Here is an 18216-nt window from a genome sequence, read left to right as displayed (position 1 = left end):
GCGCCGGCTCCACCTGCCGGTTTGCCCTATAATCAAGCGTTTTGCGGGGCAGCCAATCGGCGTCCGGCCCCCATTTTCATTCGCAGCAAGCACAGAATAGGCGTCGCGGCCCTGGCGTCGCGCACAGTCATGTCAGCCATAGAAATCCGTCACGTCAAGAAGCGCTACAAGTCGCTTCAGGCGCTCAAGGGCGTCAGCCTGTCGGTCGAGGAAGGCGAGTTTTTCGGTCTGCTCGGCCCCAACGGCGCAGGCAAGACCACGCTCATCAGTATTCTCGCCGGGCTCGCCCGGGCCGACGAAGGCAGTATCTCGGTGCGCGGCCACGACGTCGTCAAGGACTTCCGTGGTGCGCGCCGGGCGCTCGGCGTCGTGCCGCAGGAACTCGTCTTCGACCCGTTCTTCACCGTGCGCGAGACGCTGCGGATCCAGTCCGGTTATTTCGGGCTGCGCCGCAACGACGACTGGATCGACGAAGTGATGGCCAATCTCGATCTCACCGAGAAGGCCGACGCGAACATGCGCGCGCTGTCGGGCGGGATGAAGCGCCGCGTGCTTGTCGCGCAGGCGCTGGTGCACCGGCCGCCCGTGATCGTGCTCGACGAGCCGACCGCCGGCGTCGACGTCGAATTGCGCCAGACGCTGTGGAAATTCATCTCGCGCCTGAACCGCGAGGGTCACACGATCGTGCTGACCACCCATTACCTCGAGGAAGCCGAGTCGCTGTGCGACCGCATCGCGATGCTGCGCCGCGGCGAAGTGGTCGCGCTCGAGCGCACCGACGCGCTGCTGCGCCGCTTCGCGGGGCTGCAGCTGTACCTGCGCTTCGCGACGGGCGCGCTGCCGGCCGAGCTGCGCGGGCTGGAGTCCGACCCGGCCGCGCGTGCGCCGGGCGAGCACCTGCTGCGCCTCGCGAACTACGACGATGTCGAACGCATCCTCGCGCAATGCCGCGCGGCGGGCTGCACGTTCGACGAGATCGAGGTCCGCAAGGCCGACCTCGAGGATGTGTTCGTCCAGGTGATGAACGGGGCAGAAGTCGTCGAGGGGCTGGCATGAGCGGTTTCCAAACACTGTTCTACAAGGAACTGCTGCGTTTCTGGAAGGTGTCGTTCCAGACGGTGCTCGCACCGATCGTCACGGCGCTGCTTTACCTGACGATCTTCGGCCATGCGCTGTCGGGCCGCGTCGAGGTATATCCGGGCGTCGAGTACGTGAGCTTTCTCGTGCCGGGCCTCGTGATGATGAGCGTGCTGCAGAACGCGTTCGCGAACAGCTCGTCGTCGCTGATCCAGTCGAAGATCACCGGCAACCTCGTGTTCATGCTGCTGCCGCCGCTGTCGTACCGCGACATCTTCGGCGCGTACGTGTTCGCATCGGTCGTGCGCGGGCTCGCGGTCGGCACCGGCGTGTTCGTCGTGACGATCTGGTTTATCCCGATGCATTTCGCGGCGCCGCTGTTCATCATTGCGTTCGCGCTGCTCGGCTCGGCGATCCTCGGTACGCTCGGCCTGATCGCCGGGATCTGGGCCGAGAAGTTCGACCAGCTCGCCGCGTTCCAGAACTTCCTGATCATGCCGCTGACGTTCCTGTCCGGCGTGTTCTATTCGACGCACTCGCTGCCGCCCGTGTGGCGCGAGATTTCGCGTCTCAATCCGTTTTTCTACATGATCGACGGCTTCCGTTTCGGGTTCTTCGGCGCGTCCGACATCAACCCGCTCGCGAGCCTCGCGATCGTCACCGGTTTCTTCGTGCTGCTCGCGCTGATCGCGATGCGGCTGCTCGCGACCGGCTACAAACTGCGTCATTGATATCGACAGGCTGCGGCCGCCCCCGGGGCGGTGCGCGCCGACAGGAGCCTTACACCATGTTGCCGACTCCCGAACAGGTCAAGCAATACATCGCCGGCGGTCTCGCCTGCACGCATCTGGAAGTCGAAGGCGACGGCCAGCATTTCTTCGCGACGATCGTGTCGGCGGCCTTCGAAGGCAAGCGGCCGATCCAGCGGCACCAGCTCGTCTATGCGGCGCTCGGCGATCGCATGAAGCAGGAAATTCACGCGCTCAGCATGAAGACGCTGACGCCCGCCGAATGGCAGAACGCATAACCGGAAATCACTGAGTGCAAGTCACCGTCAACGAGCGCGACGCCGTCAAGAGCGTCGCCACGGCACACCCGGCCGCCAACGGGGAATCGCAGGGACAGGGGATGGACAAGCTCGTGATCGAAGGCGGCAAGCGCCTGTCCGGCGAGATCGTCGTGTCGGGCGCGAAGAACGCCGCACTGCCGATCCTGTGCGCGGGGCTGCTCACCGCCGACCCGGTCGACCTCGACAACGTGCCGAACCTGAAGGACGTGCGCACCACGCTGAAGGTGCTGAACCAGATGGGCGTGAAGAGCGAGACCGACGGCTGCCGCGTGCAGCTCGACGCGTCGCGCGTCGACAACCTCGTCGCGCCGTACGAGCTCGTGAAGACGATGCGCGCGTCGATCCTCGTGCTCGGGCCGCTGCTCGCGCGCTTCGGCGAAGCGAAGGTGTCGCTGCCGGGCGGCTGCGCGATCGGCGCGCGTCCGGTCGACCAGCACATCAAGGGCCTGCAGGCGATGGGCGCCGAGATCAGCATCGAGCACGGCTTCATCGAAGCGCGCGCGAAGCGCCTGAAGGGCGCACGCATCGTGACCGACATGATTACGGTGACGGGCACGGAAAACCTGCTGATGGCCGCGACGCTGGCGGACGGCGAGACGGTGATCGAAAACGCCGCGCGTGAACCGGAAGTGAGCGATCTCGCGCACCTGCTGGTCGCGATGGGCGCGAAAATCGACGGTATCGGCACCGATCGCCTCGTGATCCAGGGCGTCGAGCGGCTGCACGGCGCGCGCCATTCGGTGATCCCCGACCGCATCGAGGCCGGCACGTTCCTGTGCGCGGTCGCGGCGGCCGGCGGCGACGTGATGCTGACGGGCGTGCGCCCGCACATCCTCGACGCGGTGATCGACAAGCTGCGCGAAGCCGGCGTGTCGATCGAGGAAGGCGACAGCTGGCTGCGCGTGAAGATGGACCGCCGGCCGTCCGCGGTGACGATCCGCACGTCGGAATACCCGGCGTTCCCGACCGACATGCAGGCGCAGTTCATGGCCCTCAATACGGTCGCGACGGGCACCGCGCAGGTCGTCGAAACCATTTTCGAGAACCGCTTCATGCACGTGCAGGAGCTGAACCGGCTCGGCGCGAACATCACGATCGATGGCAATACCGCGCTCGTGACGGGCGTCGAGAAGCTGTCGGGCGCGAACGTGATGGCGACCGACCTGCGTGCGTCCGCGAGCCTCGTGATCGCCGGGCTGCGCGCCGACGGCGAAACGCTCGTCGACCGCATCTATCACCTGGACCGCGGCTACGACCGCATGGAAGCCAAACTGACCGCCGTCGGCGCGAACGTGCGTCGCCTTTCCGGGAGCCAAGCATGACCGCGCCGCTGACCCTCGCCCTGTCGAAGGGCCGGATTTTCGAGGAAACCCTGCCGTTGCTGGCCGCGGCCGGCGTGCAGGTCACCGAGGATCCGGAAACATCGCGCAAGCTGATCCTGCCGACGACGAACCCCGACCTGCGCGTGATCATCGTGCGCGCGAGCGACGTGCCGACCTACGTCGAATACGGCGCGGCCGATTTCGGCGTGGCCGGCAAGGACGTGCTGGTCGAGCACGGCGGCTCGGGCCTGTACCAGCCGATCGATCTGAACATTGCGCGCTGCCGGATGTCGGTGGCCGTCTCGGCCGGTTTCGACTATGCGAGCGCCGTGCGCCAGGGCGCGCGGCTGCGCGTCGCGACGAAGTACGTCGAAACGGCACGCGAACACTTTGCCGCGAAGGGCGTGCACGTCGACCTGATCAAGCTGTACGGTTCGATGGAGCTCGCGCCGCTGGTCGGGCTGGCCGACGCGATCGTCGACCTCGTCAGCTCGGGCGGCACGCTGAAGGCGAACAATCTGGTCGAGGTCGAGGAGATCATGGCGATCTCGTCGCGCCTCGTCGTGAACCAGGCCGCGCTGAAGTTGAAGCGCGCGGCGCTCAAGCCGATCCTCGACGCGTTCGAACGCGCGTCGCAGAATGGCGGTTGAGCGCATCACCGTAACGGAACTCCCATGTCCATCACCATCCGCAAGCTCGATTCGACGAACGAAGGCTTCGGCGCCGCGCTGCGCGCGCTGCTCGCGTTCGAGGCGAGCGAAGACGCAGCGATCGAGCAATCGGTCGCGCAGATCCTCGCCGACGTGAAGTCGCGCGGCGACGCCGCGGTGCTCGAGTACACCAACCGCTTCGACCGGCTGAGCGCGGACAGCGTCGCCGCGCTCGAACTGCCGCAGGACGCGCTGCAGACGGCGCTCGACGGTCTCGCGCCGAAGGCGCGCGCGGCGCTGGAAGCGGCCGCGGCGCGGGTCCGCGCGTACCACGAGAAGCAGAAGATCGAGTGCGGCACGCATAGCTGGCAGTACACGGAGGCGGACGGCACGGTGCTCGGCCAGAAGGTCACGCCGCTCGACCGCGTCGGCCTGTACGTGCCGGGCGGCAAGGCCGCGTATCCGTCGTCGGTGCTGATGAACGCGATTCCCGCGCGTGTCGCGGGGGTCGGCGAGATCGTGATGGTCGTGCCGACGCCGGACGGCGTGAAGAACGACCTCGTGCTGGCTGCGGCCCTGCTCGGCGGCGTCGATCGCGTGTTCACGATCGGCGGTGCGCAGGCGGTCGGTGCGCTCGCGTACGGCACCGCGACGGTGCCGGCCGTCGACAAGATCTGCGGCCCGGGCAATGCGTACGTCGCATCGGCGAAGCGCCGCGTGTTCGGCACGGTCGGCATCGACATGATCGCCGGCCCGTCGGAAATCCTCGTACTGTGCGACGGCACGACCGATCCGAACTGGGTCGCGATGGACCTGTTCTCGCAGGCCGAGCACGACGAGCTTGCGCAGTCGATCCTGCTGTGCCCGGACGGCGCGTTCCTCGACCGCGTCGAGAAGGCGATCGCCGAGCTGCTGCCGTCGATGCCGCGCCAGGACGTGATCCGCGCATCGCTCGAAGGGCGTGGTGCGCTGATCAAGGTGCGCGACATGGCCGAAGCGTGCCGGATCGCGAACGACATCGCGCCCGAGCACCTCGAAATCTCGGCGCTGGAACCGCAGCAATGGGGCCAGCAGATCCGCCACGCAGGCGCGATCTTCCTCGGCCGCTACACGAGCGAAAGCCTCGGCGACTACTGCGCGGGCCCGAACCACGTGCTGCCGACGTCGCGCACCGCGCGCTTCTCGTCGCCGCTCGGCGTGTACGACTTCATCAAGCGTTCGAGCCTGATCGAAGTCAGCGCGGAAGGTGCCCAGACGCTCGGCGAGATCGCGTCCGAGCTCGCGTACGGCGAAGGGCTGCAGGCGCATGCGAAGAGCGCCGAGTTCCGGATGAAGGGCTGACCACGCACTGCGCGGGGCCGGGGGCGGGCGCGGATGCGCCGGCGCCGGCCGGTACCGCGAACCGGGGCTGGAGACGAGTGCAGGGCGGCAGCCGCCGCCTTGCCGACCTATTTGATGCCGGCGCGACGCACGCCGGCTTGAGACCATGACGACGCCACAAGACATCATCCGCCGCGACGTGCTCGCGATGACGAGCTACCCGGTGCCCGACGCGAGCGGGTTCGTGAAGCTCGACGCGATGGAGAATCCGTACCCGCTGCCCGAGCCGCTCGCCGCGGCGCTGGGCGAGCGTCTCGCGCAGGTCGCGCTGAACCGCTATCCTGCGCCGCGCCCGGCCGCACTGCTCGACAAGCTGCGCCACGCGATGGGCGTGCCGGCCGGTTGCGACGTGCTGCTCGGCAACGGCTCCGACGAAATCATCAGCATGATCTCGGTCGCGTGCGCGCAGCCGGGCGCGAAGGTGCTCGCGCCGGTGCCGGGCTTCGTGATGTACGAGCTGTCGGCGAAGCTCGCGCAGCTCGAATTCGTCGGCGTGCCGCTGCAGGCCGACCTGACGCTCGACGTCGACGCGATGCTCGCGGCGATCGCCGAGCACCGGCCCGCGATCGTCTATCTCGCGTACCCGAACAACCCGACCGGCACGCTGTACGACGATGCCGACGTCGAACGGATCATTGCCGCCGCGCGGCACAGCCTGATCGTGATCGACGAGGCGTACCAGCCGTTCGCCGAGCGTTCGTGGCTGCCGCGCGCCGCCGAGTTCGACAACGTCGTCGTGATGCGTACGGTGTCGAAGCTCGGCCTTGCCGGCATCCGCCTCGGCTATCTCGTCGGGCGGCACGCGTGGCTGACCGAATTCGACAAGGTGCGCCCGCCGTACAACATCAACGTGCTGACCCAGGCGACCGCCGATTTCCTGCTCGACCACCTCGACGTGCTCGATGCGCAGGCGGCCGAGCTGCGCGCGGAACGCGCGCGCCTCGCGCAGGCCGTGGCCGCGCTGCCGGGCGCGATGGTGTTCCCGAGCGCCGGCAATTTCCTGCTGGTGCGCGTGCCGGACGCGGCTGCCGTGTTCGATGCGCTGCTCACTGAGCGGGTGCTGGTCAAAAACGTGAGTAAAATGCATCCATTACTGGCCGAATGCGTGCGGCTGACCGTCGGTTCTCCCGACGAAAACGCCCGCCTGCTGGCCGCCTTGAAACTCGCGCTGCCCGGTTGAGCCCAGGGCGCGGCGGCGCGCGACGATCAATCCCCATTTACTACAGACTCAATCAAGGAATTGCCATGCGTGTGGCGGAAGTCGTTCGCAATACCAGCGAAACGCAGATCCGTGTGAAGCTCGATCTCGACGGCACCGGCCAGCAGAAGCTGGCCACCGGCGTGCCGTTTCTCGACCATATGCTCGACCAGATCGCGCGGCACGGTCTGTTCGATCTCGAGGTCGAAGCGCACGGCGACACGCATATCGACGACCACCACACGGTCGAGGATGTCGGCATCACGCTCGGTCAGGCCGTCGCGAAGGCGATCGGCGACCGCAAGGGCATCCGCCGCTACGGCCATTCGTACGTGCCGCTCGACGAGGCGCTGTCGCGCGTCGTGATCGACTTCTCGGGCCGGCCGGGCCTCGAATTCCACGTGCCGTTCACGCGTGCGCGGATCGGCACGTTCGACGTCGACCTGTCGATCGAGTTCTTCCGCGGTTTCGTGAACCACGCGGGCGTCACGCTGCACATCGACAACCTGCGCGGGATCAACGCGCACCATCAGCTCGAAACCGTGTTCAAGGCCTTCGGCCGTGCGCTGCGCGCGGCCGTGGAGTTCGACGAGCGGGCGGCGGGGCAGATTCCGTCGACGAAAGGCAGCCTCTGATCGTCCGGATGGACGGACGCCAAGGACAAACCTCACGGCTTCGGCGCGCGGCGCCGGCTTGCGATGGATCTGCTCAAATCGTTCATTTCGCTGCTGGCGCTGATCAATCCGGTCGGCGCGGTGCCGTTCTTCCTGAGCCTGACGGCGCAGCAGACGGACGACGAGCGGCGGCGCACGATCCGGATCGCATCGGTGTCCGTGTTCTGCGTGATGACGGTGACCGCGCTGCTCGGGCAGCAGATCATCAACTTCTTCGGCATTTCGGTCGGGTCGCTCGAAGTGGGCGGCGGGATCATCATGCTGCTGATGGCGATCAACATGCTGAACGCGCAGATCGGCAACACGCGATCGACGCCGGAGGAGCGCCACGAGGCCGAGCTGAAGGACAACATCGCGGTCGTGCCGCTGGCGATTCCGCTGCTCACGGGCCCCGGCTCGATCAGCACGGTGATCATCTACGCGGCGAACGCGCATCACTGGTATGAACGGGTCGGGCTGGTCGCGATCGGCGCGGCCCTGGCTTTTCTGTGTTTCGTCGCGATGCGGCTCGCCGAGCCGATCGCGAACTGGATCGGCCGCACGGGCATCAACATCGCCACGCGGCTGATGGGTCTGATGCTGTCGGCGCTGGCGGTGGAATTCATCGTCAATGGACTGAGGGCGCTACTGCCTGCACTGAGATGAAAACTTCGATTGCGATTGTGGATTATGGGATGGGCAACCTGCGCTCGGTCGCGCAGGCGCTCAAGAAGGCCGAACCGGCCGCCGACGTGGCGATCGTCGACACGCCGGCCGCGATTCGCGCGGCCGACCGCGTCGTGCTGCCCGGCCAGGGCGCGATGCCCGACTGCATGCGCTGCCTCGGCGAATCCGGCCTGCAGGAGGCCGTGATCGAGGCGTCGCGCACGAAGCCGCTGCTCGGCGTATGCGTCGGCGAGCAGATGCTGTTCGACTGGAGCGCGGAAGGCGACACGAAGGGCCTCGGCCTGTTGCCCGGCAAGGTCGTGCGTTTCGAGCTCGGCGGCCGCGTGCAGGACGACGGCTCGCGCTTCAAGGTGCCGCAAATGGGCTGGAACCGCGTGCGCCAGTCGCAGCCGCACCCGCTGTGGGACGGCGTGCCCGACGATGCGTATTTCTACTTCGTGCACAGCTATTACGTGACGCCGGACAACCCGGCGCATACGGTTGGCGAAACGGCATACGGCGCGCCGTTTACGTCCGCGGTCGCGCGGGATAATCTCTTCGCGACCCAATTCCACCCCGAGAAAAGCGCGGAAGTCGGGTTGCGTCTGTATCGCAACTTCGTACACTGGAAACCGTGAACGTGGTGCGCGAGCCACAGTCGGCGGCCCGGAAAGGCCTGTCGCACGGGGTTCGCAAGCGAAAGCGCCGAAAGAGTTGTACTAAACTAGCGAGACGGCGCGGTACCGGATTGGCCGGTACGCGCCGGATTCTTTTCTTTTTCCACGACGACACCCGATTGCTATGTTGCTGATTCCGGCCATCGACCTCAAAGACGGTCAGTGTGTGCGCCTCAAACAGGGCGATATGGACCAGGCCACGATTTTTTCCGAGGACCCGGCGGCGATGGCCCGCAAGTGGGTCGATCTCGGCGCCCGGCGGCTCCATCTCGTCGACCTGAACGGCGCATTCGCCGGCAAGCCGAAGAATCTCGAGGCGATCGAAGCGATCCTCGACGAAGTCGGCGATGAAATCCCCGTCCAGCTCGGCGGCGGCATCCGCAGCCTCGAGACGATCGAGAAGTATCTCGACGCCGGCCTGTCCTACGTGATCATCGGTACCGCCGCCGTGAAGAACCCGGGCTTCCTGCAGGACGCGTGCACCGCGTTCGCGGGCAGCATCATCGTCGGCCTCGACGCGAAGGACGGCAAGGTCGCGACCGACGGCTGGAGCAAGCTGACCGGCCACGAAGTGATCGACCTCGCGAAGAAGTTCGAGGACTACGGCGTCGAATCGATCGTCTACACGGACATCGGCCGCGACGGGATGCTGCAGGGCATCAACATCGAGGCGACCGTGAAGCTCGCGCAGGCGGTCGGCATCCCGGTGATCGCCAGCGGCGGCCTGTCGAACCTCACGGACATCGAGAACCTGTGCGAAGCGGAAGAGCACGGCGTCGAAGGCGTGATCTGCGGCCGTGCGATCTACTCCGGCGATCTCGATTTCGCGGCCGCGCAAAAGCGCGCGGACGAACTGAACGGCGAACTCGACAACGCGTAACGCGGCTGTCGCGTTCGCCGGGGCTGCCCGCAGGCGGCCCCGACCGGAAGCCTCGCGCGAGGCTTCCGCAACCGGCCGTCCCAGCGCGGCATTTGGCGCAACATCATGGCTCTAGCTAAACGCATCATCCCCTGCCTGGACGTGACTGCCGGGCGTGTCGTCAAGGGCGTCAACTTCGTCGAGCTGCGCGACGCCGGCGATCCCGTCGAAATCGCCCGCCGCTACGACGACCAGGGCGCCGACGAACTGACGTTCCTCGACATCACCGCGACGTCCGACCAGCGCGACCTGATCCTGCCGATCATCGAAGCCGTCGCGTCGCAGGTGTTCATTCCGCTGACCGTCGGCGGCGGCGTGCGTGCCGTCGAGGACGTGCGGCGCCTGCTGAACGCGGGCGCGGACAAGGTCAGCATGAATTCGTCGGCGGTCGCGAACCCGCAACTCGTGCGCGACGCGGCCGACAAGTACGGCTCGCAGTGCATCGTGGTCGCGATCGACGCGAAGCGCGTGTCGGCCGACGGCGAGACGCCGCGCTGGGAAGTCTTCACGCACGGCGGCCGCAAGAACACGGGCCTCGATGCGATCGAATGGGCGCGCAAGATGGCCGAGCTCGGCGCGGGCGAGATCCTGCTCACGAGCATGGACCGCGACGGCACGAAGTCGGGCTTCGACCTCGCGCTCACGCGCGGCGTGTCGGACGCGGTGCCGGTGCCGGTGATCGCATCGGGCGGCGTCGGTTCGCTGCAGCATCTGGCAGACGGCATCAAGGACGGCCGCGCCGACGCGGTGCTGGCCGCGAGCATCTTCCACTATGGCGAGCACACGGTCGGCGAGGCGAAGCGCTTCATGGCCGACCAGGGCATCCCGGTGAGGCTGTGATGAATACGGAAACGAAATCCCTGCCCGCGTGGCTCGACAAGGTCCGCTGGGACGACAACGGCCTCGTGCCGGTGATCGCGCAGGAAGCGTCGACGAACGACGTGCTGATGTTCGCGTGGATGAATCGCGAGGCGCTGGCGAAGACGATCGAGACGCAGCGCGCGGTCTACTATTCGCGCTCGCGCAAGCGCCTGTGGTTCAAGGGCGAGGAGTCGGGCCACGTGCAGCACGTGCACGAGGTGCGGCTCGACTGCGACGAGGACGTCGTGCTGCTGAAGGTCGAGCAGGTGTCGGGCATCGCGTGCCACACCGGCCGGCATTCGTGCTTCTTCCAGAAATTCGAAGGTACGGTGGACAGCGGCGACTGGGTCGCGGTCGAGCCGGTGCTGAAAGATCCCGAACACATCTACAAATGACGCAATCGACCGAAGACACGCTGCTGCGCCTCGCGGCCGTGATCGATAGCCGCAAGGGCGGCGATCCCGATCAATCGTACGTATCGCGCCTGTTTCACAAGGGCGACGACGCGGTGCTGAAGAAGATCGGCGAAGAGGCGACGGAAGTCGTGCTGGCCGCGAAGGACGTGCGCCAGGGCGGCGCGCCGACCGCACTCGTCGGCGAAGTGGCCGACCTGTGGTTCCACTGCCTCGTGATGCTGTCGCATTTCGACCTGAGCCCGGCCGACGTGATCGCCGAACTCGAGCGCCGCGAAGGACTGTCGGGCATCGAGGAAAAGGCGCTGCGCAAGCGTCGCGAGCGCGAGGAAAACGGCGGCTGACGCGCATCGTCCCGCCGCGGTGGCAGCAGTGCGGTAAGCTGTAAGAATTGTCATCTGACGGGGGTAGCATCATGAACGATACGCCGAACCAGTTTCCGACGCCTGCAGTGCCGGGGGCAGCGGATGCCGAACGCCTGAACGGGTTGCGCACGCTGACTCACGTGCTCTACGGCCTTTATGCATTTCACTGGCTGACGGGCGGCGTCACGGGCATCATCGCGATCATCATCAACTACGTGAAGCGCGGCGATGTGGCCGGCACGCCGTACGCTGATCACTTCGAGTGGCAGATCCGCACGTTCTGGCGCGCGTTGATCGCGTACGTGATCGGGTTCGCGCTGGCATTCGTCGTGATCGGATTCGCAGTGATGTTTGTCACATGGATCTGGACGCTGTACCGTATCATCAAGGGCTGGCTGTACCTGAACGACAACAAGACGCTCGATCCGCAGGCGTGGTTCTGACCGGCCACGCGCGGGCGTTTGCAGGAGCAACATGAGTCACGATCCGAATTGCCTGTTCTGCAAGATCGCGGCAGGCGAGATCCCGAGCACGAAGGTGCACGAGGACGATGAATTCGTCGCGTTCCGCGACATCCGCCCGGCGGCCGAGACGCACGTGCTCGTGATTCCGCGTCAGCACCTGCCGACGCTGTCGGCGGCGAGTGCGGCCGATGCGCCGATGCTCGGCCGGCTGATGCTGCTCGTCGCGCGCCTGGCCGACCAGCTCGGCGTCGCGTACACGGGCGGCGAAACCGGTTTCCGCACGGTGATCAATACGGGCCCGGGCGGCGGGCAGGAGGTCTACCACCTGCACGCGCATATCCTGGCCGGTCCGCGCCCCTGGCAGCGGATGGGTTGACGGCGCGGGGCGTTTCCCCGCATCGATAGTCGAAGCCGGCGCGTCGCCGGCGATTTGCGCCGCACGGCGGCGTGGTTGAGGAGAGGTTTCATCATGGGTGGATTGAGCATTTGGCACTGGCTGATCGTGCTGCTGATCGTCGCGCTGGTTTTCGGTACGAAGAAACTGCGCAACATCGGTAACGATCTCGGCAGCGCCGTGAAGGGTTTCAAGGACGGCATGAAGGAAGGTGAAACGCCGGCCGATGCGCAGCAACTGCCGCGCACGGGCTCGGTCGACGTCAACGCGAAGGAAACGACGCGTTCCGATTCGAACAAGGCGTAACGCCGGCACGCTGACAGGCATTCGCGATGCTGGATCTCGGTCTTTCCAAGATGGCGCTGATCGGCGTCGTCGCGCTCGTGGTGCTCGGCCCCGAGCGCCTGCCGCGCGTCGCGCGTACGGCAGGCGCGCTGTTCGGCCGTGCGCAGCGGTACATCAACGACGTGAAGGCCGAGGTCTCGCGCGAAATCGAACTCGACGCGTTGCGGACGATGAAAACCGATTTCGAATCGGCCGCACGCAACGTCGAGACGACGATTCACGACAACCTGCGCGAGCACGAGAAGGACCTGAACGACACGTGGCATTCCGCGGTCGGCGGTCTTGACGGCGCTTCCGGCGATGCCGGTTCGTACGGTTCCGATGCGCCCGCGGCGCCGTCGTGGCGCGGCAGTTCGGCCGCGCTTGCGCCGAAGCGCCGCAACTGGCGCGTGAAGCAGGCGGCGACGCCTGTCTGGTACAAGCGCGCGACCACCCGCCGCACGCACGTGCAGTCGGGCGCCGCGCGTGTCGCGCGCCACCAGCCGGCCAGCCTGCGCCGGCCGACGCGCTTCTTCTGAGCCGAGCGCATGCTCGCTCGTCAATCCTACCGAGGGCCGGTGTGAGCGACCCCCAGCAGAACCCGGGCGACGCCCCGGAAGAAACTTTCATTTCCCATCTCGTCGAGCTTCGCGATCGCATCATTCGCGCGGGCCTGGCCGTGATCGTCGTGTTCCTCGGGCTCGTCTACTGGGCGCCCGACATCTTCCGGCTGCTCGCGCGGCCGCTGATGGAGAACCTGCCGAAGGACGGCAAGATGATCGTCACCGACGTCACCGGCTCGTTCTTCGTGCCGATGAAGGTCACGATGCTCGTCGCGCTCGTGATCGCGCTGCCGATCGTGCTGTACCAGATCTGGGCGTTCGTCGCGCCGGGGCTGTACCAGCACGAGAAGAAGCTCGTCACGCCGCTCGTCGGCAGCAGCTACGTGCTGTTCCTGTGCGGGATGGCATTCGCATACTTCCTCGTGTTTCCGACGATCTTCCGCGTGATGGCGCACTACAACGCGCCGCTCGGGGCCGAGATGACGACCGACATCGACAATTACCTGAGCTTCGTGCTCGGGATGTTCATCGCATTCGGCGTGACGTTCGAGGTGCCGATCGTCGTCGTGCTGCTCGTGCGGATGGGCGTGCTGTCCCTGAAGAAACTGAAGGAGATGCGGCCCTACGTGATCGTCGGCGCATTCGTGGTCGCGGCGGTCGTCACGCCGCCGGACGTGTTCTCGCAACTGATGCTCGCGCTGCCGCTGATCGTGCTGTTCGAGATCGGGCTGCTGGCCGCTCGATTCTTCGTGCCGAAGAAGCCGGCCGAAGAGAACGAAGCGGGGAACGGCGAAGCCGCGAGCTGACGGCGGTGCGCCAGGTGATGGGCCGGCCTTCCGGCCAGATCTGAGCAGCCCGGTGGCGCAGCTGTCCGGCAAGCGTGCGGCGAGGCCGCCTTCCCGGCAAGACGGGATCGATCGAAGCAAAGCAAAAGGGCAGCCGACCGGCTGCCCTTTATCGTTTCCGCCGGCGGCGCGGCGCGTGGTGTCGCGCCGCCAGCCCGCCGAACCTCATTCGGTATCGCCGTCCTGCTCGTCGAGCGCCTGCTTCGGCGGCGGCGGGCGCTTGCCGATCACGACGTTCACGTCGAACTCCTTGCCCTTGCGCACGACGTGCACCTTGGTCGGCGTGCCCGGCTTGATCTGCGCGACGACGTTCAGCAGCTTCGTCGTGTCGGTGATGTCCTCGCCATTGACCGTGACCAGGATATCGCCCGGCTTGATGCCGGCCTTGTCGGCCGGGCCGCCCTGCAGCACGCCCGCGACGATCGCGCCCGATTTCTGCTGGAGCCCGAACGACTCGGCGATCTCCGGTGTGACGTCCTGCGGCTCGACGCCGATCCAGCCGCGCGTGACCGAGCCCGTCGTGATGATGCTTTCGAGCACCGTGCGCGCGGTCGACACGGGAATCGCGAAGCCGATGCCGAGCGAGCCGCCCGAGCGCGAGTAGATCGCCGTGTTGATGCCGAGCAGGTTGCCGTTCACGTCGACCAGTGCGCCGCCCGAGTTGCCGGGGTTGATCGGCGCGTCGGTCTGGATGAAGTTCTCGAACGTGTTGATGCCGAGGTGATTGCGGCCGAGCGCGCTGATGATCCCCATCGTGACCGTCTGGCCGACGCCGAACGGGTTGCCGATCGCGAGCACGACGTCGCCGACCCGCGACTGGTCGGAGCGGCCGAGCGTGATCGTCGGCAGGTTCGTCATGTTGATCTTCAGCACGGCCAGGTCGGTCTCGGGATCGCTGCCGATCACCTTTGCGGTGGCCGTGCGGCCGTCGGCGAGCGCGACTTCGATCTGGTCGGCGCCGTCCACGACGTGCTGGTTCGTTAGAATGTAACCTTCAGGGCTCACGATAACGCCCGAGCCAAGGTTGGCTGCCGGTTCGTCCTGCTGCTTGCGGGCGTTGCGGTCGCCGAAGAAGTAGCGGAACAGCGGATCTTTCGCGCGCGGGTCGGGCGGCAGCGAGCCGTCCTTGCTGGAGAACACGTTGACGACGGCCGGCATCGCCTTCTGCGCGGCTTCGGCGTACGACGTGGTCGCCGGTGCGCCGCCGATGCCGGGCGCGACTTCCCGCAGCGCAACGATCGGCGTGGCGAGCTGCTTGCCGAGCTGTCCTTGCCGTTGCAGCCATTGCGGCTTGAGCGTCACGACGATGAACATCAGCGCGAGCAGCACGGTAACCGCCTGCGCGAAGAACAGCCAGAAGCGTCTAAGCATCTGAATGGATTAGAGGTTTATATGGATCGGATCGAACTTGAATTGTACTTGAACAATACCCTTGAAACCGCGCGCTTCAAGGACTATTGCCCGAACGGCCTCCAGGTCGAGGGGCGTCGCAAGATCGAGAAGATCGCCACCGGCGTGACGGCGTCGGTCGCGTTCCTCGAAGCCGCGCTCGAATGGGGGGCGGATGCCGTGCTCGTTCATCACGGCTATTTCTGGCGCAACGAGACGCCGCAGATCACGGGCCGCAAGTACCAGCGCCTGAAGCTGCTGCTCGCGAACGACCTGAACCTGTTTGCATTCCACCTGCCGCTCGACGCGCATCCCGAGTTCGGCAACAACGCGCAGCTCGGCGAGAAGCTCGGGCTCATCGGCGAGCAGCGCTTCGGCGAAGGCGACCTCGGCTGGATGGCGACGCTGCCGATGCCCGTCACGCTCGAACACTTCGTCGCGAAGGTCGAGCGCACGCTCGGCCGCACGCCGCTCGTACTCGGTGAGCCGGAGATGCAGCTGCGCCGCATCGCATGGTGCACGGGCGCCGCGCAGAGCTATTTCGACGCGGCGATCGATGCCGGCGCGGACGTGTTCCTCACCGGCGAGGTGTCCGAGTCGACCACGCACACGGCGGCCGAGAGCGGCGTCGCGTTCGTTGCGGCGGGGCACCATGCGACCGAGCGCTACGGAATCCAGGCACTTGGGCGCCACTTGTCCGAAGAATTCGATATCGAACACCTTTTTATCGATATTCATAATCCGGTCTGACGCGCGGATTTGCGGCGGCGCATCGAAATTCCGCAATGTAGCGGACGCTTAAAAGAGAAATGATTTAATCGCTCCGATAGTGGGGGATAACCCTTAACTATCAATCACTTCGAAGGGATTTTCATCTCCGGGCCTTGTAAATGGCGACTCCATTCGAGCAAACTAGCGGCGGAATGGAAAGTCGTGACGGAAAATCCAACTCAGAAGTGGGGCGTGTGATGCGAGACAAGGAAGAGAAACGCGTCGACAGCGGCCGCCGTACCTGGCTGATTGCGACATCCGTAGCAGGTGGCGTGGGAGGCGTAGCCACCGTCATACCTTTCGCGGCGTCGCTGGCGCCGTCCGCGAAAGCGAAAGCGGCCGGTGCACCGGTCGAGGTCGATATCAGCAGCCTGAAGCCTGGCGAAATGGTCACCGTGCCGTGGCGCGGCAAGCCTGTCTGGATCCTGAACCGCACCGATTCGATGCTGGCCGACGTGGTCAAGGCCGACAAGGAAGTGGCCGATCCGACCTCGAAATCGCCGTATTCGATGCCGTTGCCCGCGTATTGCGCCAACGAATATCGCGCGCGGGCCGACCGCAAGAACATTCTCGTCGTGATGGCCGTGTGTACGCACCTCGGCTGCACGCCTAGCCAACGCTTCACGCCGGGTCCGCAGCCGAACCTGCCGGATGACTGGCCGGGTGGTTTCCTGTGCCCGTGCCACGGTTCGACCTACGACCTCGCCGGCCGTGTGTTCAAGAACAAGCCGGCGCCTCAGAATCTCGACATCCCGCCCTACATGTTCACGTCGGCGACGACCCTCGTGATCGGCAAGGACGAGAAAGGAGAAGCGTGATGGCCGCCGACAACAAAGAAGTCTCCACGACAGGTCTCACCGGCTGGATCGACCAGCGCTTCCCGCTCACGTCCACCTGGAAGAAGCACGTTTCCGAGTACTACGCACCGAAGAACTTCAACTTCTGGTACTTCTTCGGCTCCCTCGCGCTGCTGGTGCTGGTCAACCAGATCGTCACGGGCATCTTCCTGACGATGAACTACAAGCCCGACTCGGTGCTCGCGTTCGCGTCGGTCGAGTACATCATGCGCGAGGTGCCGTGGGGCTGGCTGATCCGCTACATGCACTCGACCGGTGCATCGATGTTCTTCGTGGTCGTGTACCTCCACATGTTCCGCGGGCTGCTGTACGGGTCGTACCGCAAGCCGCGCGAGCTCGTGTGGATCTTCGGCTGCGCGATTTTCCTGTGCCTGATGGCCGAGGCGTTCTTCGGCTACCTGCTGCCGTGGGGCCAGATGTCGTTCTGGGGCGCGCAGGTGATCGTGAACCTGTTCTCGGCGATTCCGTTCGTCGGCCCGGACCTGTCGCTGTGGATTCGCGGCGACTACGTCGTGTCCGACGTCACGCTGAACCGCTTCTTCGCGTTCCACGTGATCGCGATTCCGCTCGTGCTGGTCGGCCTCGTCGTCGCGCACCTCGTCGCGCTGCACGAAGTGGGGTCAAATAATCCGGACGGGATCGAGATCAAGGCGAAGAAGGACGAGAACGGCATCCCGCTCGACGGCATCCCGTTCCACCCGTACTACTCGGTGCACGATTTCCTCGGCGTGTGCGTGTTCCTGATGGTGTTCGCGCTGATCGTGTTCTTCTCGCCGGAGATGGGCGGCTATTTCCTCGAGGCGAACAACTTCGTCCCGGCGAACCCGCTGCAGACGCCGCCCGAGATCGCGCCGGTCTGGTACTTCACCGCGTTCTACGCGATGCTGCGTGCAACCACCGACCCGTTCAAGATCGTGCTGATGATCGTGATCGCGCTGCTTGGCGTGCTCGCGCTGATCCGTGCGCGCGGCAAGTGGAAGGCCGGGCTGCCGGTGCTGGCCGCGGCGATCGTCGTGTTCATGTACCTGACGGAGTCGAAGTTCTGGGGTGTCGTCGTGATGGGTTCGGCGGTGATCACGCTGTTCTTCCTGCCGTGGCTCGACCGCAGCCCGGTGAAGTCGATCCGCTACCGGCCGCTGTTCCACAAGGTGTTTCTCGGGATCTTCGTCGCGGCGTTCCTGACCCTCGCGTTCCTCGGCACGCGGCCGCCATCGCCGGCGGCGACACTGATCGCGCAGGCCTGCGCGCTGATCTACTTCGCGTTCTTCCTCGGCATGCCCGTCTGGACGCCGCTTGGCACGTTCAAGCAGCCGCCGGAGCGGGTGCGCTTCAAGCCCCATTAATGTGAGCGAGGAGAGA

Annotated in this window: 23 protein-coding genes; 22 read left to right on the top strand and 1 reads right to left on the bottom strand. The window is 65.9% G+C overall.

Annotated features, from left to right (window positions below; genetic code table 11):
- The first annotated feature begins 129 nt into the window (after positions 1 to 129).
- The 19 genes from DIE03_RS20415 to tatC all read left to right on the top strand — a co-directional run bounded on the left by DIE03_RS20415 (position 130) and on the right by tatC (position 13801).
- Positions 130 to 1056: an ABC transporter ATP-binding protein gene (locus tag DIE03_RS20415; protein WP_124453421.1), complete on the top strand. Its 927-nt coding sequence runs from the start codon at positions 130 to 132 to the stop codon at positions 1054 to 1056.
- Positions 1053 to 1808 (top strand): ABC transporter permease, encoded by a 756-nt coding sequence (locus tag DIE03_RS20410; RefSeq protein ID WP_124453419.1) that lies wholly within the window; start codon positions 1053 to 1055, stop codon positions 1806 to 1808. Before DIE03_RS20415 ends, DIE03_RS20410 begins: the two co-directional genes overlap by 4 nt.
- Positions 1809 to 1864: 56 nt before the next feature.
- A complete protein-coding gene (locus DIE03_RS20405) occupies positions 1865 to 2104 on the top strand; it encodes a BolA family protein (RefSeq protein ID WP_006477131.1) in 240 nt (79 codons plus the stop codon).
- Between the two features lie 14 nt (positions 2105 to 2118).
- Positions 2119 to 3468 (top strand): UDP-N-acetylglucosamine 1-carboxyvinyltransferase, encoded by a 1350-nt coding sequence (murA, locus tag DIE03_RS20400; RefSeq protein WP_059232573.1) that lies wholly within the window; start codon positions 2119 to 2121, stop codon positions 3466 to 3468.
- A complete protein-coding gene (gene hisG, locus DIE03_RS20395) occupies positions 3465 to 4118 on the top strand; it encodes an ATP phosphoribosyltransferase (protein ID WP_012327780.1) in 654 nt (217 codons plus the stop codon). The genes murA and hisG overlap by 4 nt, the downstream gene beginning before the upstream one ends.
- Positions 4119 to 4142: 24 nt before the next feature.
- The gene (gene hisD / locus DIE03_RS20390; RefSeq protein WP_124453417.1) at positions 4143 to 5459 is read left to right on the top strand and encodes a histidinol dehydrogenase; all 1317 of its coding nucleotides are present in this window, start codon (positions 4143 to 4145) and stop codon (positions 5457 to 5459) included.
- Positions 5460 to 5604: 145 nt separating this feature from the next.
- A complete protein-coding gene (hisC, locus tag DIE03_RS20385; protein WP_124453415.1) occupies positions 5605 to 6678 on the top strand; it encodes a histidinol-phosphate transaminase in 1074 nt (357 codons plus the stop codon).
- A 65-nt stretch (positions 6679 to 6743) separates the two neighbouring features.
- Positions 6744 to 7331 (top strand): imidazoleglycerol-phosphate dehydratase HisB, encoded by a 588-nt coding sequence (gene hisB, locus DIE03_RS20380; RefSeq protein WP_124453413.1) that lies wholly within the window; start codon positions 6744 to 6746, stop codon positions 7329 to 7331.
- A gap of 63 nt (positions 7332 to 7394) precedes the next feature.
- Positions 7395 to 8015, top strand: a complete 621-nt coding sequence (locus DIE03_RS20375) for a YchE family NAAT transporter (protein ID WP_124453411.1) — start codon at positions 7395 to 7397, stop codon at positions 8013 to 8015.
- The gene (gene hisH / locus DIE03_RS20370) at positions 8012 to 8653 is read left to right on the top strand and encodes an imidazole glycerol phosphate synthase subunit HisH (RefSeq protein ID WP_124453409.1); all 642 of its coding nucleotides are present in this window, start codon (positions 8012 to 8014) and stop codon (positions 8651 to 8653) included. The genes DIE03_RS20375 and hisH overlap by 4 nt, the downstream gene beginning before the upstream one ends.
- A gap of 163 nt (positions 8654 to 8816) precedes the next feature.
- Positions 8817 to 9572, top strand: a complete 756-nt coding sequence (hisA, locus tag DIE03_RS20365; RefSeq protein WP_124453407.1) for a 1-(5-phosphoribosyl)-5-[(5-phosphoribosylamino)methylideneamino]imidazole-4-carboxamide isomerase — start codon at positions 8817 to 8819, stop codon at positions 9570 to 9572.
- A gap of 105 nt (positions 9573 to 9677) precedes the next feature.
- Positions 9678 to 10451: an imidazole glycerol phosphate synthase subunit HisF gene (gene hisF, locus DIE03_RS20360; RefSeq protein WP_011350732.1), complete on the top strand. Its 774-nt coding sequence runs from the start codon at positions 9678 to 9680 to the stop codon at positions 10449 to 10451.
- The gene (gene hisI, locus DIE03_RS20355; RefSeq protein WP_027783357.1) at positions 10451 to 10867 is read left to right on the top strand and encodes a phosphoribosyl-AMP cyclohydrolase; all 417 of its coding nucleotides are present in this window, start codon (positions 10451 to 10453) and stop codon (positions 10865 to 10867) included. Before hisF ends, hisI begins: the two co-directional genes overlap by 1 nt.
- Positions 10864 to 11229, top strand: a complete 366-nt coding sequence (locus tag DIE03_RS20350; protein WP_006485344.1) for a phosphoribosyl-ATP diphosphatase — start codon at positions 10864 to 10866, stop codon at positions 11227 to 11229. The genes hisI and DIE03_RS20350 overlap by 4 nt, the downstream gene beginning before the upstream one ends.
- 71 nt (positions 11230 to 11300) lie before the next feature.
- The gene (locus DIE03_RS20345) at positions 11301 to 11693 is read left to right on the top strand and encodes a hypothetical protein (RefSeq protein WP_124453405.1); all 393 of its coding nucleotides are present in this window, start codon (positions 11301 to 11303) and stop codon (positions 11691 to 11693) included.
- A gap of 31 nt (positions 11694 to 11724) precedes the next feature.
- Entirely contained in the window at positions 11725 to 12090 is a 366-nt protein-coding gene (locus DIE03_RS20340) for a histidine triad nucleotide-binding protein (protein WP_124453403.1), read from the top strand.
- Between the two features lie 93 nt (positions 12091 to 12183).
- Entirely contained in the window at positions 12184 to 12414 is a 231-nt protein-coding gene (gene tatA / locus DIE03_RS20335; RefSeq protein ID WP_059232563.1) for a Sec-independent protein translocase subunit TatA, read from the top strand.
- A gap of 26 nt (positions 12415 to 12440) precedes the next feature.
- Positions 12441 to 12971: a Sec-independent protein translocase protein TatB gene (tatB, locus tag DIE03_RS20330; RefSeq protein WP_124453401.1), complete on the top strand. Its 531-nt coding sequence runs from the start codon at positions 12441 to 12443 to the stop codon at positions 12969 to 12971.
- 41 nt (positions 12972 to 13012) lie between these two features.
- Positions 13013 to 13801, top strand: a complete 789-nt coding sequence (gene tatC, locus DIE03_RS20325; protein WP_124453399.1) for a twin-arginine translocase subunit TatC — start codon at positions 13013 to 13015, stop codon at positions 13799 to 13801.
- A gap of 204 nt (positions 13802 to 14005) precedes the next feature.
- Here tatC and DIE03_RS20320 read toward each other — a convergent pair whose 3' ends face one another.
- Positions 14006 to 15211 carry a Do family serine endopeptidase gene (locus tag DIE03_RS20320; protein ID WP_124453397.1) on the bottom strand — a complete coding sequence of 402 codons (1206 nt, stop codon included), beginning with the start codon at positions 15209 to 15211 and terminating at the stop codon, positions 14006 to 14008.
- 21 nt (positions 15212 to 15232) lie between these two features.
- Between DIE03_RS20320 and DIE03_RS20315 the strand changes: the two genes are divergently transcribed.
- The 3 genes from DIE03_RS20315 (at position 15233) to DIE03_RS20305 (ending at position 18200) form a co-directional block, all read left to right on the top strand.
- Positions 15233 to 15979 carry a Nif3-like dinuclear metal center hexameric protein gene (locus DIE03_RS20315; RefSeq protein ID WP_124453395.1) on the top strand — a complete coding sequence of 249 codons (747 nt, stop codon included), beginning with the start codon at positions 15233 to 15235 and terminating at the stop codon, positions 15977 to 15979.
- Positions 15980 to 16197: 218 nt separating this feature from the next.
- Positions 16198 to 16818 (top strand): ubiquinol-cytochrome c reductase iron-sulfur subunit, encoded by a 621-nt coding sequence (gene petA / locus DIE03_RS20310; RefSeq protein ID WP_124453489.1) that lies wholly within the window; start codon positions 16198 to 16200, stop codon positions 16816 to 16818.
- On the top strand, positions 16818 to 18200 hold the full coding sequence (locus tag DIE03_RS20305; protein WP_124453393.1) for a cytochrome bc complex cytochrome b subunit: 1383 nt from the start codon (positions 16818 to 16820) through the stop codon (positions 18198 to 18200). Before petA ends, DIE03_RS20305 begins: the two co-directional genes overlap by 1 nt.
- Positions 18201 to 18216: the final 16 nt, after the last annotated feature.

The organism is Burkholderia sp. Bp8992 (assembly GCF_003853705.1).
In the GTDB taxonomy this organism is placed as follows: Bacteria; Pseudomonadota; Gammaproteobacteria; order Burkholderiales; family Burkholderiaceae; genus Burkholderia.
Note: the sequence above shows the minus strand (reverse complement) of the source record. Positions and strands in the feature narration are given on the sequence as shown.